This is a genomic window from Patulibacter minatonensis DSM 18081, assembly GCF_000519325.1.
Classification (GTDB): domain Bacteria; phylum Actinomycetota; class Thermoleophilia; order Solirubrobacterales; family Solirubrobacteraceae; genus Patulibacter; species Patulibacter minatonensis.
On record NZ_KI912613.1, the window covers coordinates 3,192,804 to 3,212,968 of the forward strand.

The following is a 20,165-nucleotide window of genomic DNA, read 5'->3' on the forward strand; positions in this document are numbered from 1 at the left end:
TCCCCGTGAGCCAGACTCGCGAACAGGACTCCAGCCTGCGCTGGAGTCGCAGCCTGCGTGCGTCGCAGGCCCGCCGCGCCGCTGCGGCACGCATGCGCCGGTGGAGCCGGCGTCGCCGGATCACCGCCACGACGCTGGTCGTCGGCGTGCTCGGCTTCGGTGGCGTCGCCGCCGCCCAGCAGGCCACGAGCAGCGGCTCGGCATCGACCGGGTCGGCGCAGGTCGCCGCCGGCGGCGTGACCGCGGCACAGAAGAAGCTCGGCGTCACCGCGGACGGCATCGTCGGCCCGCAGACCCGCAAGGCGCTGAAGTCGTGGCAGCGACGGAACGGCCTCGAGGCCGACGGCGTCCTCGGGCCCCGGACGCTGAAGGCGATGGGCGTCTCGGCCCAGGCCGGCTCCCGGTCCGCGACGACGAAGGACGCGGCCGCGGTCGGCTCCGCGCCCAACGCGACGCTCGCCAAGATCGCCCAGTGCGAGTCCGGTGGCGACCCGACGGCGATCTCGCCGAGCGGCCAGTACCGCGGCAAGTACCAGTTCGACCGCCAGACGTGGGCGGCCAACGGCGGCTCCGGCGACCCGGCGGCCGCCTCCGAGGCGACCCAGGACCGCATCGCCGCGAAGCTGCTCGCGGACCGGGGCACGGCGCCCTGGCCCGTCTGCGGGAAGTAGCGAGCGCCTCCCGCGGACGGTCCGCCCGTCCGCGGGACGAAGCGAGCGCCCCCGATCGGCCCGTCGGTCGGGGGCGTCCCTCCCGAGGACCCACCGCGGTGTGATTGGGTTCCGGCGTGCCCGAACCCCTGCGCAGAGACCCGATCGGCGAGGCGCGGCGCCACTGGACGGAGCGCTGGGGCTCCGAGCCCGCCCGTCCGATGGCCGCGGTCACGTCCGTCATGCGCGTCCAGCAGATCCTGCTCGCGCAGCTGAACGCGGTGCTCCGCGACCACCGGCTGACGTTCCCGCGCTACGAGGCGCTGATGCTCCTGTCGTTCACGCGCGAGGGTGCGCTGCCGCTGGGGAAGCTCGGCGAGCGGCTCCAGGTGCACCGGACGAGCGTGACCAACATCGTCGACAAGCTCGAGATCGACGGGTTCGTCCGCCGCGTCCCGCACGAGAGCGACCGGCGGGCGACGCTCGCCGAGATCACGGACGAGGGCCGGTCCGTGGCGCAGGCGGCGACGCTCGACATGAACGCCGCGGCGTTCTCGCTCGAGGCGCTCGGTGCCGACGACCAGGAGCGGCTGACCGACCTCCTCGAGGCCGTCCGCCGGGGCGCCGGGGACTTCGAGAGCTGACGCCGCGGGAAGCCGCCCGCCGCCCCTGTCGCGCACCACGATCGCAGGTCCGTGACGGGGCGCACAGCCCGTCCCCGATCGTGACCCGGCCGGCCGGCCCCGGAGACCCCCGCCCGGAAGCGGACCGGCGTCCGCGTGTGAAAGGGTCACCTACATGAGCACGCTCACGTCCCCCGCCGCGACCGTCGGCCCACGCACCGTCCTCGCCGATCTCGTCCCCGGGACCCGGGTCCGCGACGGCGTCCTGATCACCTTCGGCGCGCTGTTCACCGGTCTGATGGCGCAGATCACGATCCCGATGACGCCGGTGCCGATGACGGGCCAGACGCTCGCCGTCGGGCTCGTCGGCGCCACGCTGGGCATGCGTCGCGGCACCGCCTCGATGCTCCTCTACGTCCTGCTCGGGTTCGCGCTCCCCGTCTACGCCGACGGCGGCTCGGGCGTCGAGACCCTCTGGGGCGCGAGCGGCGGCTACCTGCTCGGCTTCGTCCTCGCGACGGCGCTGATCGGCCGTCTCGCGGAGGCCGGCGCCGACAAGAAGGTGCATCTCGCCTTCGCCGCGTTCGTGCTCGCCCAGCTCCTCGTCTTCGTCCCGGGCGTCGTGGTGCTTCAGGCCGTGACGGACATGAGCTGGGGCGACGCGATCCACCACGGATTCACCGTCTTCATCGTCGGCGGGCTCGTGAAGGCCGCGGTCGGCGGGGCGCTGCTGCCCGCCGCCTGGAAGGCCGTCCGCCGCTACGAGGGCTGACGCAGCCCCGTCGGACCACGCGCGGGCCCCGGCCCGTGGGCGGACCGTCCCGGTCGGTCTCCACCTCACGCCGGCCGGTCGGCGACCACCGTGATCGGCGGACCCGCCAGCCACGACCCCGGCGCCTGCTGCCACAACAGCCGGAGCCGGTCCCCCGGATCCGGGACCGCTGCACCCGACCGCACCGCCACGCCCTGCGGGTCGGTACGCAGCGGGCCGCTGAAGACGTCGCCGTCGCCGGGGCCCCCGCACCCGGGCCGCGGCGTGCCGCACGCGCGGAGCGCGACCGGGCGCCAGGTCTCGTCCTCGTCGTCCCACCGCTGGATCGCGACGGTCTGCGGGCCGACGCCGCGGCGCACCTGGGCGAAGACCCACAGCCGGCGCGACGCTCCCGACCCGACGATCCGCGGCCAGAACGGCAGCGCCAGCGCCCCGGCAGCCGGCTTCGGGGCGCCGTGCGTGTCGAGGACGCCGCTCTGCCAGTCGCGGTAGCGGCGACGGTCGTCCTCCGAGAGCCCCGTCTCGGCCGGATCGATGTCCCGGATCAGGAACTGCGCGGCGCTGACGACGCCCGGGGAGCGCCAGGCGAGATAGCCGCTCCAGCCGACGAACCGCGCCTGGTCGGCGCGCGTGAACGGCTGGTACGGATCGTCCTCGCGCGCCTCGTAGCCGTACTCCGTGAGCCACACCGGGGCCGGGACGCCCGGGGCGCCGTCCAGCACGATCCGCCGCGCGTCCCGCAGCCGTCGCAGCAGCGACTGGAGCTTCGCCTGGTCCGCGAGCTGCACCCGGTCGCGGCCGACCGCCGGGGTCCCGGGGGTCACGTAGCGGGTGTACGGGTGGAACGCGAGCCCGTCGGCGGTGACGGGCCGGAAGTCCCGGCACGCGCCGTCGGTGACCGGCCGCAGCGCGTCGTCGACGCAGGCCAGCCGGCGGAGGAACCGCAGGGGAGGGACCCCGGCCTCTCCGTCGCGTCCGCCGATCGACGTCAGGTTGCCGAGGAGGACCGTCGCGCCGGGGGACGCCTCCCGGATCGCGGGCGCCGCCGCCTCGTGCATCGCGCGGTAGACGTCGGCCGACGCGGCGTCGAACCTCGTGCCCTCTCGGCGCCACTGGGGCGACAGGAACGCCGGGTGGTTCGGCTCGTTCCAGGTGGCGTAGAGGTCGACGCGGGGGAGGGGCCGTCCGTCGGACCCGGTCGCCGACCCGTCGTAGCGCCGGGCCACCGCCGTCGCGAACGCACGGAACTCCGCCGGGTCGGGGCGGAGCCGGGGCCGGTCGCGGTCCGGCGACGCCGGGTCGACGGCCCACCGGGGTGCCCAGAACGCGACGTCGACCAGCACCCGGAGTCCGGCGCGCCGCGCCTCGCGGACGGCGACGTCGAGGTGGTCCCACGCACCCGGGGCGTACGTCGAGGGCACGCCGGCGCGGAAGGCGCCGCCGGGCTTCGTCGTCGACCGCGGATCGGGTGCGATCCGCGACCAGCTCGCGGTGAGACGGACGACCCCGACCCCGAGGTCGCGGGCCACCCCGAGGTCGCGGCGGACGCGATCGGGTGTCCGGTTCAGGAGCTCGGCGTCGTCCTGCACGACGAGCGGCACGGCGGAGCCGGGCTGCGCCCGTGCGGTCGGCGCGACGACGGCCGGGAGGATCGCCGCCAGTGCCGCGCCGGCGGCGACGGCCACGCGCCCGACGGTGCGACGGCGGCTCCCCGGAGCGCCGCGGACCCCGTCCGTGCGGCCGCTCGAAGGGACGCCCGCGGCGGGGACGCCCGCGACCCCGGCGGATGCGACGGCGGCGCGGGGGTAGTCACCGGACGTGCGCACCGTCACAGCATCCCGCGCGCCCGCACCGACCGCGCCGACCGGCGCGACGCGCTGCTCGCGGCCCGCGGCGTGCCGTCCCACGGTACGCCGCTCCAACGGCCGCGGCGGGGCGCCGGACGTGGCGCGATCCCGGCGGGATAGGATCGCGCCGACGCGCGGCGGCACCGACTCTCGCAACCGGCATCGTCCCCTGGGGCGTACCGTCGACCGAGGGACACGGCGGGGACCGGACGCGTGGTGCACGCTGACATCGAGCCCCGCCACCGCTCGCGAAGTTACCGCCGGTCGGAAAATAGGAGGACGTCCGAGTATCTCTCGGGAATCCCCGCTACACTCCGACCGCCCGTTGGCCCCCAAGGAGGCTCACAAAGTGACAAAGATCGTCGTCCTGGTGAAAGAGGTCCCGGACGCGGCCGTTCAGAAGCAGGTCGACTCGTCCACCGGTCGTCTCGACCGCAGTGGCGAGAAGACGCTGAACCCGTTCGACACCCACGCCATCGAAGCCGCGCTGCAGCTCAAGGAGAGCGGCGCGCTCGACGTCGACGAGGTCGTGGCCGTCACGGTCGGCCCGTCGAGCGCCGTCAAGGCGCTGCACAAGGCCGTCTCGCTCGGCGCGGATCGCTCGATCCACCTGACCGACGACGCCCTCGTCGGCTCCGACGTGGTCGGCACGGGGTACGCCCTGGCCGAGCTCATCAAGCGCGAGAGCCCCGACCTGGTCCTCGCGGGTCAGCAGTCGGACGACGGCCAGTCCTACGCCGTCGGCGCCGCCGTCGCCGAGTACCTGGGGTGGCCCGGCCTCACCCAGGTCATCAAGCTCGACGTCGACGGGCAGACGCTCACCTGCGAGCGCCAGGCCGAGTACGGCTACGACACCGTCAAGGTGACGCTCCCGGCCGTGATCTCGGTCGGCGACGCCATCAACGAGCCGCGCTACCCGTCGCTGAAGGCGATCATGGGCGCAAAGAAGAAGCCGCTCGAGTCGCTGTCGCTCGGCGACGCCGAGATCGACGCCTCGAAGGTCGGCGAGGCCGGCCGCAAGGCCGTCTGGACCGGCTCGCAGGAGCCGCCCGCGAAGGCCGCCGGCGAGCTGATCGAGGACGAGGACACCGCCGAGACGGTCGAGAAGATCGTCGCCTGGCTCGACGACAGGAAGCTGATCTGATGACGAACATCCTGGTCTACGCGCTGCACCACGAGGGCGCGATCAACAAGAACTCCCTCGGCGCCGTCTCCAAGGCCGCCGAGCTGGCCTCCGAGCTCGGCGGCGAGGCCCACGCGGTCTTCGTCGGCGAGGACGTCTCCGACGACACCGCGGGCTCCATCGGCACCTACGGTGCCACCAAGGCGTTCCGCGTGAAGGCGCCGGCCGGCGTCTCGCAGCCGGTCGTCGACGCGCTCGACGCGGTCCTCGAGTCCGGGGACTACGGCTACGTCATCTTCGGCGGCGGCCTCCTCGGCTTCGAGGCCGGCGCCGGCCTCGCCGCCCGTCGTGGCGGCGGCATCGGCGTCGAGATCACGGGTCTGAAGGTCGCCGACGGCAAGGTCGTCGCCGAGCGCCCGATCCTCGGCGACACGCAGATCTCCGACATCTCGTTCGAGGGTCTCGGCGTCATCGCCGCGCGCCTGAACGCGTTCGAGCCGAAGGAGTCCGGCTCCCCGGTCTCCGTCGAGGACGTCGACGTGACGCTCTCCGACGCGGCCGGCAAGCTCGAGGTCGTCACGCGCGGCGAGCAGCGCGGCGCCGACGTCAACATCGAGGACGCGCAGGTCCTGATCACCGGTGGCCGCGGCCTCGGCTCGGCGGAGAACTTCTCCGTCGCCGAGGGCCTGGCCGAGGCGTTCGGCGGCTCCGCCGCCGTCGCGGCGACCCGCGCGGCCGTCGACGCCGGCTGGTTCCCCTACGCCGGGCAGATCGGCCAGACGGGCAAGACCGTCGCGCCGAAGCTGTACCTCGGTCTCGGGGTCTCGGGCGCGATCCAGCACAAGGTGGGCATGCAGTCCTCCGACGCGATCGTCGCCATCAACAAGGACGGCAACGCCCCGATCTTCGAGTTCGCGGATCTCGGCGTCGTCGGCGACCTGCACTCGATCGTCCCGGCGCTCGCCGAGGCGATCAAGGCCAAGAAGGGCTGAGGACTCCGGCATGGCTGCTTCCCACAACGGCGGCGTCGCTCCGTCGCAGTTCCCGCCCCCGGTCGACGTCGTCGAGGAGTTCGTCGCCGCGCCGACGGACCCCGAGGACGAGCGCATCGAGGTCGGGGTCGCCATCGTGGGTGGCGGCCCTGCCGGCCTGGCGTGCGCCAACAGGCTGCTCCAGCTCCTCGCCGAGGACCCGGAGCTCCTGGAGTCGCTCGGCGAGGTCCCCGTCGCGGTCGTCGAGAAGGGCAAGGTGTGCGGCGCGCACAACATGTCCGGCGCCGTGATGAAGCCGGGCCCGTTCAAGACGCTCTTCCCGGACGTCGACCTGAACGACATGTCCTGGGCCTACACCGAGGCGGAGGACGACGGCGCCGTGTGGCTGCGCAACGAGAAGAAGTCCTTCTCGTTCCCGACCACGCCCCCGAACTTCAAGAACAAGGGCAACTGGGTCATCTCGATCTCCCAGATGTGCCGCTGGCTCGCCGAGCAGGCCGAGGACGCCGGCGCGTACATCCTCACGGAGACCGCCGCGTCGAAGCTCCTCGTCGAGGGCGACGACGTGGTCGGCATCCGTACCGGCGACAAGGGCCGGGGCAAGGACGGCTCCGAGAACAAGAACTTCGAGCCCGGCATGGACATGACGGCCAAGGCGACCGTCCTGGCCGAGGGCACCTGGGGCCACCTGACCGGCGCCGCCGTCAAGCGCTTCGACCTCGCCGCCGGCAAGGACCCGGCGATCTGGGAGATCGGCGCCAAGGAGGTCTGGAAGGTCAAGAAGCCCTTCAAGAAGGTCATCCACACCTTCGGCTGGCCCGCCCGCCCGAAGAAGAAGCTGGCCGAGGCCGGCGGTGGCTGGATCTACCCCCTGGGCGACGACCAGGTCTCCATCGGCTACGTCATCCCGCTCCACACGCCGGACGCCACGGCGTCGGTCCACGACCTGCTGCAGGCCTTCAAGGCCCACCCGTACGTCCGCGAGATCCTCGAGGGCGGCGAGCGCACCGCCTGGGGCGCGAAGGCCATCCAGGCCGGCGGCCTGAAGTCGATGCCGAAGCTCTCGACGCCCGGTGCGGTCATCGCCGGCGAGTGCGCCTCGATGGTCGACATGGCCCGCCTGAAGGGCGTCCACATGGCGATCGAGGCGGGGCGCCTCGCCGCCGAGTCGATCTTCGAGCAGCTCAAGGCCGGGTCGAACGACTTCTCGTCGTACGAGACCGCGATCGAGGAGTCGCTCGTCGGCAAGACGCTCGCCGAGGTCCAGAACAACCGGCCGCTGCTCGACTCGCACTCGCTGCTCGTCGGCGCCGGCCTCTCCGGCCTGGACTTCATCACGAAGGGCAAGCTGCCGCCGGGCAAGGGGCCCGAGCTGCATCGCGACGCCGAGGTCGAGGTCTCGATCCCGGCCAAGCCGCTGAAGGACCGCTACCCGCAGCCCGACGGCAAGTACTTCTTCGACAAGCTCTCGTCGGTCTTCATCACCGGCAACGCGACGCGCGACGACGCGCCGAGCCACATCCGGATCGAGAAGCACGTCAAGCGCGACGTTGCAGAGGCCTGGGCCTGGATGTGCCCGGCCGGCGTGTACGAGATCGAGGACGACCAGCCCAAGGAGGGCTACGTCGACGTCACGGTCAACTACACGAACTGCGTGCAGTGCGGCGCGATCACCGCCCGCGGTGGTCGCCTGACGCCCCCCGAGGGCGGCGACGGCCCGTCGTACCAGGCCACCTGAGGAGGACCCGGTCGGCCGCCGTCCGGCGGCACCGGCAGGGCAGGATCGCCGAGGGGCCCGCAACTTGCGGGCCCCTCGCGCGTTTGTAGGGGTGCGACCGTGCGCCATGATGGGCACGCGTCCTCCGCACCCCCGATCCGGACCCCGCCTTGCCCGCTCCACTCACCGGTCCCCGCCGGTCACGTCGTCTGCTCCCCCTCACGGGGCTCGCACTGCTGCTCGCCGCGCCCGTCGGCGCGTCGGCCGCGACCACCGTGCCGGCCGGTGCCGTCGCGGTGTCCCGGGGCGTCTGCACGACCTCCGCGACCGACGCCTCCGCGCGCGCGGCGACGTTCACCGTCCGGATGAAGGACGTGCCGCCGAGCTCGTCCTACGGCTTCTCCGTCCGGCTCGAGGAGCGTCTGCCCGGGGCGAAGTGGAAGGCGCTGAAGGGCGCGTCGGTGCCGACGGGCTTCGGCGACTTCGTGACCGCGAAGTCGGGCGCGCCGAGCCTGAGCCGGCGCTTCAACGTGCAAGGCCTCCACGCGGGCAGCAGCTACCGCCTGCGGGCGACCTACCGGTGGTCCACCGGCGGCGCGTCCCGCGCGGTGCGCAGGACGAGCCGTGCGTGCGTCGTGAAGGACCTGCGGCCCCACGTCGGGCTGACCGGCGACTTCGGGTGGCTCCCCAGCACCGCCGGCGGCGAGGTCGCGTACCGGATCGGACTGCGCGCGGACGGCCTCGACGCCCTCAAGGGCGTCGACGTGCCCGTCGTCGTCCGGCAGGGTCAGACGGTGCTCGCCACCGGGGTCCTCCATCCCGCCGCGGCGACCGAGAACGTCCTGCTCCCGGGCAAGCGGTGCACCCAGGGCGTGCCGGTGATGGTGCAGATCGATCCCGACGGGCTCGTCGACGCGCGCCCGGACACCGACGGGCAGCTCACCGCCTCCTGCGCTCCGGTGACCCGATGACGCGGCGTCGTCACGGTCCCACGGCGGCGAGAGCGCACCGTGCCCACCGCCCGGTGGCTGCTAGGGTTCCCCGGCCATGAAGACTGAGATCCACCCCGAGTACGCCCCCGTGGTCTTCCGTGACGCCGGTGCCGGCGCCACGTTCATCACCCGTTCGACCGTCAAGAGCGACAAGACGATCGAGATCGACGGGACGACCTACCCGGTGATCGACGTCGAGCTCTCGTCGGCCTCGCACCCGTTCTACACGGGCAAGCAGAAGATCGTCGACACCGCCGGTCGCGTCGAGCGCTTCAAGCGCCGCGCCGCCAAGCGCCAGGCCGACGAGGCTGCGCAGGCTCCCACGGAGTCGTAGTGCCCGGGCGCTCCGCCCGCACCCGGCCGTTCGACCAGGACGGCCCCGCGGAGCGCCTCCCGCCCCCGACCCGGACATCCGTGGGATCTCCCGGTCGGAGGCTCAGGTCCGGTGGACCTCCCGTCGACGGGCGCCGTATGGAAGCGCCCGTCCGGACCCCCCGCGCCGCCCCCGAACGCGAGCGACCGACCAGGTCGCCCGAAGACGGCGGACGCCCTCCGCGGCGCCGCGAGCGCGGCGGGGAGTACGCCGACCAGCAAGACGCGCCCGTCGGCGGTCAGGCCGTCATCGAGGGCGTGATGATGCGCGGCGTCCGCCACTGGGCCGTCGCGATCCGCAAGCCGCTCCCGGAGCAGTTCGTCGACGGCTCCGTCCCGACGGGCGAGGCCTCGCGCGGCGACATCGACGTCGAGGTCTTCCCGTTCTCCTCGATCCTCGCGCGGAAGAAGATCCTCCGGACCCCCGTCCTGCGCGGCATGGTCGCGCTCGTCGAGTCCTTGAAGATCGGCTTCCGCGCCCTGCAGATGGCCGCGAACGCCCAGCAGGCGGACGACGAGCCGGAGATCGGGCGCGGCGAGTGGATCATCGCGGCGCTCGGCGGGATCGGCCTCGCCGTCGGCCTGTTCTTCCTGACGCCGGTCGGCATCACCAGCCTGATCAAGGACCAGCTCGGCAGCGGCTGGCTCTTCTGGACCGTCGAGGGGGTCCTGCGGACGGCGATCTTCCTCGGCTACCTCGTGCTCGTCACGCGCCTGGCGGACCTCAGACGGGTCTTCGAGTACCACGGGGCCGAGCACAAGACGATCGCCTGCTACGAGGCCGGGCTCCCGCTGACGCCGGAGAACGCGCAACGGTTCAGCCGTCTGCACCCGCGGTGCGGGACGAGCTTCATGCTCATCGTGATGATCGTCGCGATCTTCGTCTTCGCGCCGCTCGGGCTGCTCGACTGGTATTGGATGATGGCCAGCCGGATCATCGGGATCCCGATCGTCATCGGCCTCTCGTTCGAGGCGATCAAGTTCGCCGGCAAGCACCGCGGCAACGGCGTCGTCGGCTTCCTCATGTGGCCGGGACTCCAGCTGCAGCGCCTGACGACGAAGGAGCCCGACCACGACCAGCTGGCCGTGGCGATCGCCGCGATGCAGGCCGTGCTGGACCGCGAGGACCCGCGCACCGCGACCCGCCGCGAGCGCGCGGGCATCGAGGTCGCCGCCTAGACCCGCGTGGCGTCCTCCTCGCCACCGGGCGTAAGCTCGGTGGTCGTGATCGAGGCGCTGGTGGAACAGATCGAGGCCCGGTTCGCCGAGCTCGAGGCACAGATCGTCGATCCCGACGTCATCGGCGACCGCCGGCGCTACGCCGAGGTCGGACGCGAGTACCGCCGCATGACGAACGCCAACGCGCTCGCCGGCCAGTGGCGTCACGCGGTCGACGACGCCGCCGGCGCCCGCGAGATGCTCGCCGACGACGAGGACCCCGAGATCCGCGAGATGCTCGACGCCGCGAAGCTGCGGATCACCGAGCTCGAGGAGGAGATCCGCGTCGCGATGGTCGACCCGGACCCCAACGACGACAAGGACGTCATCGTCGAGATCCAGGGCGGCGCCGGCGGCGAGGAGGGCGGCCTGTTCGCGGGAGACGTCCACCGCATGCTCGTGAAGTACGCCGAGCGCCGCGGCTTCAAGACCGAGTCGCTGTCGGTCTCCGACGGCAAGTACACCTTCGCCGTCAAGGGCGAGGGCGCGTTCTCCGTCTTCAAGTGGGAGGCCGGGACCCACCGCGTCCAGCGCGTGCCCGCCACCGAGACGCAGGGCCGCATCCACACCTCCACGTGCACCGTCGCCGTGCTCCCCGAGGCCGAGGACGTCGACATCCACATCGAGCAGAGCGACCTCCAGATCGACGTCTACCGCTCGTCCGGCCCGGGCGGCCAGTCGGTGAACACCACGGACTCTGCCGTGCGGATCACGCACAAGCCCTCGGGCGTCGTCGTCTCGATGCAGGACGAGAAGTCGCAGCTCCAGAACCGCGAGAAGGCGCTCCGCGTTCTCCGCGCCCGCCTCTACGAGCACGCCGTCGCCGAGCAGCAGGCCGAGCAGTCCGCCGCCCGCTCCGCCCAGGTCGGCACCGGCGACCGCGCGGAGAAGATCCGCACGTACAACTTCGGCGAGGGTCGCGTCACCGACCACCGCATCAAGCTCACGAAGTACGCGCTCGAAGCGATCCTCGAGGGCGAGCTCGAGGAGTTCACCGGCGGTCTGCAGGCGGACGAGAAGCGCCGACTGCTCGAAGAGCTCGCCGCCTCCGGCGCGTGATCGACGGGACCGTCGGGGTCGCCGTCCGGCGCCTGACCGCCCGGTTCGCCGCGGTCGGCCTCGACTCGCCGCGCCTGGACGCGGAGCTGCTGGTCGCGGACGCGATCGGCGCGGACCGCGCGCGGCTCTTCCTGTCGCCGGACCGGCCGCTCACCGCCGAGCAGGTGGCCGCGATCGCCGCGCACGAGGAGGGCCGGGCGGTCCGCCGCGCCTCGGTCGCGCACCTGCTGGGCGTGCGCGGGTTCCGGAACCTCGACCTGCGCGTCGACGGCCGTGTCCTGATCCCGCGGCCGGAGACCGAGCTGCTCGTCGAGCTCGGGCTGGAGCTGCCCGACGGCGCGACCGTCGTCGACGTCGGGACGGGCAGCGGCGCGATCGCCCTGGCCCTGGCCGACGAGCGCCCCGACCTCGTGGTCCATGCGACCGACGTCTCGGAGGACGCGCTCGTGGTCGCCCGCGAGAACGCGCGGGTCCTCCGCTCCCCGGTCGTCTTCCACCACGGCGATCTCCTCGACGGCGTCCCCGCGCTGCCGGGCGACGTCGCCGTGCTCTCGAACCCGCCGTACGTCCCCGACGGGGACCTCGCGGGCCTCGCGCCGGAGGTCGCCGACCACGACCCGCACCTCGCGCTGTTCGGGGGCCCCGACGGGCTCGACGTCGTCCGCCGGCTGCTGCCCGCCGCCCGCGCGTTCGGCGCCACGCTCGTCGGGGTGGAGATCGGGATCGGCCAGGCCGACGCCACCGCGGCGCTCGCCCGGGCGGCCGGATTCCCGGACACGGAGGTCCGGGACGACCTCGCCGGCATCGGCCGGATCGTGGTCGGGCGCGCGCCGGACCGCTGCTAGCCTCGCCCGCGTGCAGCTCCCCACCGTCCTGCGTCGCGCGACCCCCACGAGGCTGAAGCACGACGTCCGCCTGCGGGCCGCGTTCGTCGGACGCGGCCTGATCCCGCCGCGCTCGATGCATTCGGAGGAGGAGGCCGCGCTGCTGCTGCGGCGCTCCGCGGGCAAGGCCGTCGTCGTGGAGCTCGGCGTGTACGAGGGCGGCTCCGCCGCGCTGCTGGCCGAGCGCCTGCGCTCCGGCACCGCCCTGCACCTCGTCGACCCGTTCGGCGCGCACGACACCGCGCTCCCGCCCGGCTGGGGCGCGCTCGAGGACGCGACGAAGAAGGTCGTCGCCCGCGCCGCCCGCACCGGTGCCGCCGACGGCGGGGCCCCGGCCGTCCACTGGCACGTCGCGCTGAGCCAGGACCTCGCGCCGCGGTGGACCACCCCGATCGACGTGCTCTTCATCGACGGCGACCACTCCGAGGAGGGCTGCCGGCGCGACTGGGACGGCTTCCACGAGCACGTCGCCGCCGACGGGGTCGTCCTCTTCCACGACTCGCGTCTCGGGGTCCCGGGCGGCCGCGGGCTGCCCGGCCCGACCGCCGTCGTCCAGCGGCTCTTCCACGGGGCCGACGCCGTCGCGGGCTGGGAGGTCGTCGAGGAGGTCGACCGCACGACCGTGGTCGCCCGCACCGCCTCGTGAGCACCGTCCTCCCGCGGTCGGGCCCGGTCGCGTGAGCACTGAGCAGCTGCCGCTGGACCCCGCGGCGATCACGGCGCTCACCGCCGAGACGACCCGCGGGGGCGTGGTCCTGTTCCCCGCCGAGGGGGTCTACGGCCTCGCGGCCGACCCGAACGACCCCGACGCCGTGCGCGCGCTCGCGACGCTGAAGGGCCGCGACCCCCGCAAGCCGTCCGCGGTGCTGCACTGGACCCTCGACGCCGCGCTGGCGGCCGTCGACGGCGCGGGGGAGGACGTCCTCCACGCGATGCGGTGCCTGCTGCCCGGCCCCGTCGGCGTGCTCGTCCCCAACCCCGCACGCCGCTACGCGCTCGCGCTGGGCGACGACCCGACGACGCTCGGGCTCCGCGTCCCCCTGCTGGCCGCGGCCGTCGACGCGCCCGCGGTCGTGCAGACGAGCGCCAACCGCGCGGGCGGCCCGGATCCCGCGCAGATCGAGGACGTCCCGGACGACATCCGCGACGCCTGCGCGCTCGTCCTGGACCGCGGGCGACGCTCGGGGCGTCCGTCGACGATCGTCGACCTGCGCGGGCTCGCGACGGGCGACGGCTGGAGCGTCGTCCGCGAGGGTGCGGTGCCCCGGGCGGAGATCGGGCGCCTGCTCGACGGGACCGGCGCACCCCGCTGAGACGACGGGCCCGGGCGAGCGCCCTCTACGATCCGCCCATGCGGATCGCCGTCGCCTCCGACCACGCCGGGTTCACCCTCAAGGAGCACGTCAAGGCCGCGCTGTCCGCGCAGGGCCACGACGTCCTCGACGCCGGCACCACGTCCGACGCGTCGACCGACTACCCCGAGTACGCCGCCAAGGCCGCCCGTCAGGTCGCGGCCGGGGACGCGGACCGCGGCGTCGTCGTCTGCGGCTCCGGCAACGGCGTCACGATCACCGCGAACAAGATCGCCGGGATCCGGGCCGTCAACGCCCACGACGCCGCCGAGGCGACGATGGCCCGGCAGCACAACGGCATCAACGTCCTCGGGCTGTCGCAGGCCCGCCTCGACGGCGCCGCCGCCGAGGAGATCGTCGCCGCCTTCCTGAGCACCGAGTTCGAGGGCGGCCGCCACGAGCGCCGCATCGGCGAGATCGCGGACGTCGAGGGCGGGGGCGACGGCACGGCCCCCGCCTCGACGGAGATCCCGCCGGTCGCACCGACCCACTGATCGAAGGGTCCTCGACGTCGGACGCCGCGCCACCCACCCGGGGGCGACGGCACGGCCCCGGTGGAGACGGACGTCCCGCCGATCGCACCGACGCACTGATCGAAGGGTCCTCGACGTCGGACGCCGCGCCACCCACCCGGGGGCGACGGCACGGCCCCCGCCTCGACGGAGATCCCGCCGATCGCACCGACCCACTGACGCGCACAGAGGTCCACCGGCGGGACCGGTAGCCTCCCTCTTCGTCGCGACTGGCGCCACGGGTGGAACCGACCACCGGGGAGCGACGAGGCAGCACCGCCGCGCGCCTGGGCACCCGAACCGCACGTTCCCGAAGGAGACGCCCGTGTCCGAACTGCCCAACGACTACTTCAACGCCTCGCTGGCGGAGGTCGATCCGGAGGTCGCGGCCTCGGTCGCCGACGAGCTCCGGCGCCAGCAGGACACGCTGGAGATGATCGCGTCGGAGAACTTCGTCCCCCAGTCGGTGCTGGAGGCCCAGGGCTCGGTCCTCACGAACAAGTACGCGGAGGGCTACCCCGGCCGCCGGTACTACGGCGGCTGCGAGCACGTCGACGTGATCGAGCAGCTCGCGATCGACCGGGCGAAGGAGCTGTTCGGGGCCGAGCACGCCAACGTGCAGCCCCACGCAGGCGCGCAGGCCAACAACGCCGTCTACCACGCGCTGCTGCAGCCGGGCGACCGCGTGATGGGCCTGTCGCTCTCCCACGGCGGGCACCTGAGCCACGGCATGAAGCTCAACGTGTCCGGGAGGCTCTACGACATCGTCGCGTACGAGGTCGACAAGGACACCTCGCTCGTCGACATGGACGAGGTCGCCCGGATCGCCCGCGAGACGAAGCCGAAGATGATCATCGCCGGCTGGTCGGCGTACCCGCGGCACCTCGACTTCGCGCGCTTCCGGGAGATCGCCGACGAGGTCGGCGCGTACCTCTGGGTCGACATGGCGCACTTCGCCGGGCTCGTCGCCGCCGGCCTGCACCCCAGCCCCGTCCCGCACGCCCACGTCGTGACCACCACGGTCCACAAGACCCTCGGCGGCCCCCGCTCGGGGATCATCCTCTGCAAGCAGGAGTTCCAGAAGAAGATCGACCAGGCGATCTTCCCCGGCCAGCAGGGCGGCCCGCTGGAGCACGTGATCGCCGCCAAGGCCGTCGCGCTGAAGATCGCCGCGTCGGACGCCTTCAAGGAGCGCCAGCAGCGCACCATCGACGGCGCACGCGTCGTCGCCGAGGAGCTGCTCGCCGCCGGTGGCGGCCTGAACGTCCTGACCGGCGGCACCGACGTGCACCTGACCCTCGTCGACCTGCGCGAGACCGAGCTGGACGGTCAGCAGGCCGAGGACCGCCTGCACGAGGTCGGCATCACGGTCAACCGCAACGCGGTGCCCTTCGACCCGCGCCCGCCGATGGTCACGAGCGGCCTGCGCGTCGGCACCTCCGCCCTCGCCACGCGCGGTCTCGACGTCGACGCGTTCCGGGAGGTCGGCAAGGTCATCGGCCAGGCGCTGCAGGGCGACGACGCCGCGTTCGCCGCCGCGAAGGACGACCTCGCCGCCCGCATCACCGCCGTCGCCGCGGCGTACCCGCTGTACACGCACCTCGGCTGAGCACGCGGAGCGCGCCGCACCCGCCCGGACCACGGGCGGGTGGGGCCGCCCCCGCGTCTAGAGTGCCTCCCGGATGAACTGGCGCGATCCCATCGTGGGGCTCCTGATCGCCTTCGCGGTCAGCGCGGCGCTCACCCCCGTGGTCGCACGCGCCGCGGTCGTGTTGGGCGCGATCGACCGGCCCCGGGGCCGTGGGCTCGCCGCCGGCGGCACGCCGCTGCTGGGCGGTCTGGCGATCCTGATCGCCGTCGTCGTCGCGGTGGTCCTCGACATGCCGGACGCCGCGCCCCAGGCCCACAACCTGCGGGCGATCCTGCTCGGCGCCGTCCTGATCTCGGTGATCGGCGCCGTCGACGACCGCTTCGACCTCCCGTGGGCGGTGAAGCTCGTCGGGCAGGTCGCGGCGGCCTGGATCCCGGTGTCGCAGGGGGTGCAGGTCACGAACATCACGTTCCCGTTCGTCGGCGCGGTGCAGTTCTCGTCGGTGCCGAGCTGGTCCCTGACGATCCTCGGCTTCGTCGTCCTGATGAACGTCGTCAACTTCTCCGACGGCATCGACGGGCTCGCGGCGGGCATCGCGGCGATCGGGGCGCTCGCGCTCGGCATCGTCGCCGCCGACCTGATGAAGGACCACGCCGCGCTGCTCGCCGCCGCGACGGCCGGCGCGGCGCTCGGGTTCCTCGTCCACAACTTCCATCCCGCCAGGGTCTTCATGGGGGACACCGGGGCGATGCTGCTCGGCTACCTGTTGGCGGCGGTCGCCGTCGAGGGCGCGGTGAAGACCCAGGTCGTCCTGGCGCTGGTCGTGCCGTTCCTCGTGCTCGCGCTGCCGGTGCTGGACACGACCTTCGTGGTGCTCAAGCGCCTGAAGTCCGGTGTCCCGATCTACAACGCCGACCAGGAGCACTTCCACCACCGGCTCAGCCGGCTCGGGTTCAGCCCGCGGCGGATCGTCGTCTATCTGTACCTGTGGGCCGGGTCGCTCGCGGGCCTCGCCGTCGCGCTGCGCTTCGTCCCGTACTCCGACAACCGCGGCCACTTCGACGCCGCGTGGACGACCGTGATGGGTCTGATCCTCGTGGCATGCCTCGCGGTGTCGGTCTACCTCGTCATCGTCCTCGAGATCCTGAAGCTCCGCCGGATCGACGCGCTGCGCCTGCGCCGCGCGCGGCCGGACATCACGGAGGACGAGATCGACGCCGACGTCGCGCGCGCGCTCGAGACCGGCGAGTTCTCGGCGATCACCGGCGAGCACAACCCGGTGGGCTGAGCACCGGCCGGGCCGGCTCAGGGCTCGGCGGTGACCCCGGGGTCGAGGCGCCCGTAGATCGCCCGCAGCCACATGGACGAGATCGCGTCGACCAGCGTCGTCGTGTCGAAGTCCTCGTCGCGCACCAGCTGCTGGTAGAGCGAGCGCTCGACGCTCCAGACCAGCGCGAAGGCCGTCGGCCGGGCCGGGAACGCCGGGGCGTTCCCCGCGGCCTGCTCGGTGACGATGCGGTCCTCGGTCGCGTCGACGAACCGGCCGATCAGCGTACGCCAGTGGTCGGCGACGTCGCGCTCGTAGGTCCCGACCTCGACCATCGCCCGCAGCAGCGGCCCGTGCTCGACGAACAGCGCCGAAACGTCCCGGATCGAGGTGCGCAGCGCCTCGTGGCTGATGCCGGTCCCCGACCACCAGAGCTCCGCGGCCCCGTAGAGCTCGTCGGCGACCGTCGCCGTCAGGCGCTCGAGGACCTCGCGCTTGTCGCGGAAGTAGAAGTAGAAGGACGTGCGCGAGATCCCGGCCCGGCCCGCGATCCGCTCGACCCCGAGCTCGGCGTAGGTCTCGCCCTCGGCCAGGAGCTCCTCCATCGCGCGGAGCACGTCCCGCTGGATCCGCTCGCGCTTGGGGGTGCTCTCGGTCCTCCTGGGGGGCGGTGCCACGCGCCGAGCGTACCCGTCAACGGAGGGGCGCCCGGTGTCCCGGAGTCCGACGGGGTGGGGGGACGGCCAGGCATCGCCGGGCGGCGGGCGCTACAACATGCCCGTGGAGCAATGGATCTGTGAACCCTGCGGTTTCATCTACGACCCCGAGGAGGGGGACCCCGACGGCGGCATCCCGCCCGGAACCGCGTTCGAGGACATCCCCGACGACTGGTCGTGCCCGGTGTGCGGCGCCCAGAAGGACGAGTTCGAGAAGCTCGAGGACTAGCGCGGCCGCAGGACCGCCCGGCGGGCGCACGGGGGACGCGCAGCCTCGTCCACCGGTCACGACGAGGCGCGTCGGCGCTCGTTTAGGATCGACGGGGTGCTCGAAGAGCTCCTGCTCCTCGCCGGTCTCCTGCTCGTCGCAGGACTCGCGGCCTCCCTCTTCGCGGGGCGACTACGCGTCCCGGCCCTCGTCGTCTTCCTCCTGCTCGGCATGCTCGCCGGGCCGGACGAGCTCGGCATCATCGAGACTCGCGACGCGGAGCTGATCCGCGACGTCGGGCTCGTCTCCCTCGTCCTCATCCTCTTCGAGGGCGGGCTGGCCTCCGGACTCCGGGAGATCCGGCCCGTCTTCGGCACCGCGGCGCTGCTCGCGACGGTCGGCGTGCTGATCACGACGACGGTGGTCGGCACGGTCGCGTTCATCACGCTGGACGTCAACTTCGAGCAGGGGCTCCTCCTCGGCGCGATCGTCGCGTCCACCGACGGCGCGGCGATCTTCGCGCTGCTGCGCGGGTCGACGCTCCGCAAGCGCCTGGCGCGGACCCTCGAGGGCGAGGCCGGGATGAACGACCCGGTCACCGCGCTCCTCGTGATCGGCCTGATCGACCTCAGCAAGGGGGAGGGGTCGGTCCTCGACATCTTCGTGACGATGGCCTCCGAGCTCGCGATCGACGCGATCGTGGGCACCGCGATCGGCCTGCTCGCCGTCCAGGCGTTCCAGCGCGCCCGGCTGGCGTCCGAGGGGCTCTACCCGGTGGCCTCGCTCGCGACGGCGATCCTGGCCTACGCCGTGGCGACGAACCTGCACGGCTCCGGACTCCTGTCGGCCTACGTCGCGGGACTCATCCTCGGGTCCTTCCCGATCCAGGGCAAGCGGTCGATCACGGCCTTCCACGATGGCATCGCGTGGGTCGCCCAGCTCGGCATGTTCCTGGCGCTCGGCCTGCTCGTGAACCCGCACTCGCTGGGCGACGTCTGGGTGGAGTCGCTGGTGATCACGGCCGCGCTGCTGTTCCTCGGCCGGCCGATCTCGGTGATGGCGATCCTCACCCCGATGCGGTTCACGATGCGCGAGCAGATCGCGGTGTCGTGGGCCGGGCTGCGCGGTGCGGTGCCGATCGTGTTCGCGACGTTCCCCGTGATCGCCGGCGTCCCGCGCGCGGACGAGTTCCTCTCGATCGTCTTCTTCGTCGTGGTGCTCACCACGATCCTGCAGGGCGTCACGTTCGAGGGGCTCGCCGTGCGGCTGGGCGTCACGACGACCGAGCCGGCGATCGACCGGCCGCTGGTCGAGGTGATGGCGGTCCGGGAGCTCGGGGCCGAGGTCGTCGAGGTCCACGTGCGGCAGGGCGACGCCATGGTCGGCGCCCGCGTGAAGGACCTCGGCCTGCCGCGGGACGCGCTGGTCAACGTCCTGGTGCGCGGCGACGAGGCGCTGCTGCCCCGGGGCTCCACCACCCTCGAGAGCGACGACCGCCTCCACCTGCTCGTGCGCCGCGAGGTCGCCGGCCAGATCCCCGGGCTGATCGAGCGCTGGCGTGCCGGGCCCGTCGGCCCGGTGGCCCGCCCCGCCCGCCGCCACACCGCGATCCGGCCGATCTTCCGCGCGGGCCCGTGGGACGCCCGGGACGGCGACCCCGCCGAGCCGCCGACCATCGCCGGCATCGAGGTCGTCGAGCGGGTCCGCCTGCGCCGCGACCGGCCCGGCGCCCTCGTGGTCCTCGCCGACGGCCGGTACGGCGTCTCGGGCTCGATCGCGATCGTCGGATCGCGGCAGGCGGTCCAGGGCGCCGCCCGGCGCAAGCTCGAAGGGGCCCCGGACGACGCCGAGGCCGGCTGGTGGCAGGAGGTCGTCGGCGCCTGCGCCTTCTGACACGAGGATCGTCCCGGACCCTCCGCCGGGCGGGTGCGGCGTCGCTCGCCGGTCGCGGGCGACGACCGCGGACCCGCCGGACACCCGTCACACACGGGCGATACGAGGACTTCCGCGTATGCGGCCGTCGCAGGGCGCGGTGAGCGGCGGCGCGCCACCATCGTATCCGCGGGCACCACCGCTCGTGACGCCTCGCACAAGCCCTAGCACAAGGCGGCACGAAACCCCGAAAACCCGCTTGAAACCGGGCGACACGGCCCCAGGGACTTGTATATGGTGGGGCTCCGCCGCCGAACCCCTCCTCATCGCAGCACCGCTGTGGTCCGAGAGGGGAATCCTGCGTGGTCGATCCCGTCGACCGCAGCAGATCGGCGGAC

20 protein-coding genes and 1 riboswitch are annotated in these 20,165 nt (G+C 73.3%); of the genes, 18 read left to right on the forward strand and 2 right to left on the reverse strand.

Features of this window, described 5'->3' with window-relative positions; genetic code table 11:
- Window positions 1–5 precede the first annotated feature (5 nt).
- From PATMI_RS34720 to PATMI_RS0114740, 3 genes are all read left to right on the forward strand, one after another.
- Window positions 6–671, forward strand: a complete 666-nt coding sequence (locus PATMI_RS34720; protein WP_157260783.1) for a transglycosylase family protein — start codon at window positions 6–8, stop codon at window positions 669–671.
- Between the two features lie 116 nt (window positions 672–787).
- Complete coding sequence (locus tag PATMI_RS0114735) at window positions 788–1,294, forward strand: MarR family winged helix-turn-helix transcriptional regulator (protein WP_026911436.1); 507 nt, start codon at window positions 788–790, stop codon at window positions 1,292–1,294.
- Window positions 1,295–1,448: 154 nt separating this feature from the next.
- Complete coding sequence (locus PATMI_RS0114740; protein WP_026911437.1) at window positions 1,449–2,045, forward strand: biotin transporter BioY; 597 nt, start codon at window positions 1,449–1,451, stop codon at window positions 2,043–2,045.
- A gap of 65 nt (window positions 2,046–2,110) precedes the next feature.
- On the opposite strand, the gene PATMI_RS0114745 is transcribed toward PATMI_RS0114740, so the two are convergent.
- On the reverse strand, window positions 2,111–3,730 hold the full coding sequence (locus PATMI_RS0114745) for a glycoside hydrolase 5 family protein (protein WP_157260784.1): 1,620 nt from the start codon (window positions 3,728–3,730) through the stop codon (window positions 2,111–2,113).
- Between the two features lie 511 nt (window positions 3,731–4,241).
- On the opposite strand from PATMI_RS0114745, the gene PATMI_RS0114750 reads away from it, so the two are divergent.
- The 13 genes from PATMI_RS0114750 to PATMI_RS30395 all read left to right on the forward strand — a co-directional run bounded on the left by PATMI_RS0114750 (window position 4,242) and on the right by PATMI_RS30395 (window position 16,992).
- Window positions 4,242–5,036, forward strand: coding sequence for an electron transfer flavoprotein subunit beta/FixA family protein (locus tag PATMI_RS0114750; protein ID WP_051471703.1), 795 nt, complete (start codon window positions 4,242–4,244; stop codon window positions 5,034–5,036).
- Window positions 5,036–6,007, forward strand: a complete 972-nt coding sequence (locus tag PATMI_RS0114755) for an electron transfer flavoprotein subunit alpha/FixB family protein (RefSeq protein ID WP_026911440.1) — start codon at window positions 5,036–5,038, stop codon at window positions 6,005–6,007. Before PATMI_RS0114750 ends, PATMI_RS0114755 begins: the two co-directional genes overlap by 1 nt.
- 10 nt (window positions 6,008–6,017) lie before the next feature.
- Window positions 6,018–7,745, forward strand: a complete 1,728-nt coding sequence (locus PATMI_RS0114760) for an electron transfer flavoprotein-ubiquinone oxidoreductase (protein WP_026911441.1) — start codon at window positions 6,018–6,020, stop codon at window positions 7,743–7,745.
- 149 nt (window positions 7,746–7,894) lie between these two features.
- Window positions 7,895–8,695 carry a hypothetical protein gene (locus tag PATMI_RS0114765; protein ID WP_026911442.1) on the forward strand — a complete coding sequence of 267 codons (801 nt, stop codon included), beginning with the start codon at window positions 7,895–7,897 and terminating at the stop codon, window positions 8,693–8,695.
- A 76-nt stretch (window positions 8,696–8,771) separates the two neighbouring features.
- Window positions 8,772–9,050: a type B 50S ribosomal protein L31 gene (locus PATMI_RS0114770; RefSeq protein WP_026911443.1), complete on the forward strand. Its 279-nt coding sequence runs from the start codon at window positions 8,772–8,774 to the stop codon at window positions 9,048–9,050.
- Between the two features lie 137 nt (window positions 9,051–9,187).
- The gene (locus PATMI_RS30385) at window positions 9,188–10,267 is read left to right on the forward strand and encodes a DUF1385 domain-containing protein (protein ID WP_051471705.1); all 1,080 of its coding nucleotides are present in this window, start codon (window positions 9,188–9,190) and stop codon (window positions 10,265–10,267) included.
- 45 nt (window positions 10,268–10,312) lie between these two features.
- Window positions 10,313–11,365 carry a peptide chain release factor 1 gene (gene prfA, locus PATMI_RS0114780; protein WP_026911444.1) on the forward strand — a complete coding sequence of 351 codons (1,053 nt, stop codon included), beginning with the start codon at window positions 10,313–10,315 and terminating at the stop codon, window positions 11,363–11,365.
- The gene (gene prmC, locus PATMI_RS0114785; protein WP_051471706.1) at window positions 11,362–12,210 is read left to right on the forward strand and encodes a peptide chain release factor N(5)-glutamine methyltransferase; all 849 of its coding nucleotides are present in this window, start codon (window positions 11,362–11,364) and stop codon (window positions 12,208–12,210) included. Before prfA ends, prmC begins: the two co-directional genes overlap by 4 nt.
- A 10-nt stretch (window positions 12,211–12,220) precedes the next feature.
- A complete protein-coding gene (locus tag PATMI_RS0114790; protein WP_026911446.1) occupies window positions 12,221–12,895 on the forward strand; it encodes a class I SAM-dependent methyltransferase in 675 nt (224 codons plus the stop codon).
- 31 nt (window positions 12,896–12,926) lie between these two features.
- Entirely contained in the window at window positions 12,927–13,562 is a 636-nt protein-coding gene (locus PATMI_RS30390) for an L-threonylcarbamoyladenylate synthase (RefSeq protein ID WP_051471708.1), read from the forward strand.
- A gap of 38 nt (window positions 13,563–13,600) precedes the next feature.
- Complete coding sequence (gene rpiB / locus PATMI_RS0114800) at window positions 13,601–14,095, forward strand: ribose 5-phosphate isomerase B (protein WP_026911447.1); 495 nt, start codon at window positions 13,601–13,603, stop codon at window positions 14,093–14,095.
- 234 nt (window positions 14,096–14,329) lie between these two features.
- Window positions 14,330–14,413: riboswitch (ZMP/ZTP riboswitch) on the forward strand.
- 25 nt (window positions 14,414–14,438) lie between these two features.
- Window positions 14,439–15,722: a serine hydroxymethyltransferase gene (gene glyA, locus PATMI_RS0114805; protein WP_084269971.1), complete on the forward strand. Its 1,284-nt coding sequence runs from the start codon at window positions 14,439–14,441 to the stop codon at window positions 15,720–15,722.
- Between the two features lie 73 nt (window positions 15,723–15,795).
- On the forward strand, window positions 15,796–16,992 hold the full coding sequence (locus tag PATMI_RS30395; protein ID WP_051471710.1) for a glycosyltransferase family 4 protein: 1,197 nt from the start codon (window positions 15,796–15,798) through the stop codon (window positions 16,990–16,992).
- 17 nt (window positions 16,993–17,009) lie between these two features.
- On the opposite strand, the gene PATMI_RS0114815 is transcribed toward PATMI_RS30395, so the two are convergent.
- A complete protein-coding gene (locus PATMI_RS0114815) occupies window positions 17,010–17,648 on the reverse strand; it encodes a TetR/AcrR family transcriptional regulator (protein WP_026911449.1) in 639 nt (212 codons plus the stop codon).
- Between the two features lie 97 nt (window positions 17,649–17,745).
- On the opposite strand from PATMI_RS0114815, the gene rd reads away from it, so the two are divergent.
- Entirely contained in the window at window positions 17,746–17,916 is a 171-nt protein-coding gene (gene rd, locus PATMI_RS0114820; protein WP_211241815.1) for a rubredoxin, read from the forward strand.
- 96 nt (window positions 17,917–18,012) lie between these two features.
- The gene (locus tag PATMI_RS0114825; RefSeq protein ID WP_026911451.1) at window positions 18,013–19,788 is read left to right on the forward strand and encodes a potassium/proton antiporter; all 1,776 of its coding nucleotides are present in this window, start codon (window positions 18,013–18,015) and stop codon (window positions 19,786–19,788) included.
- Window positions 19,789–20,165: the final 377 nt, after the last annotated feature.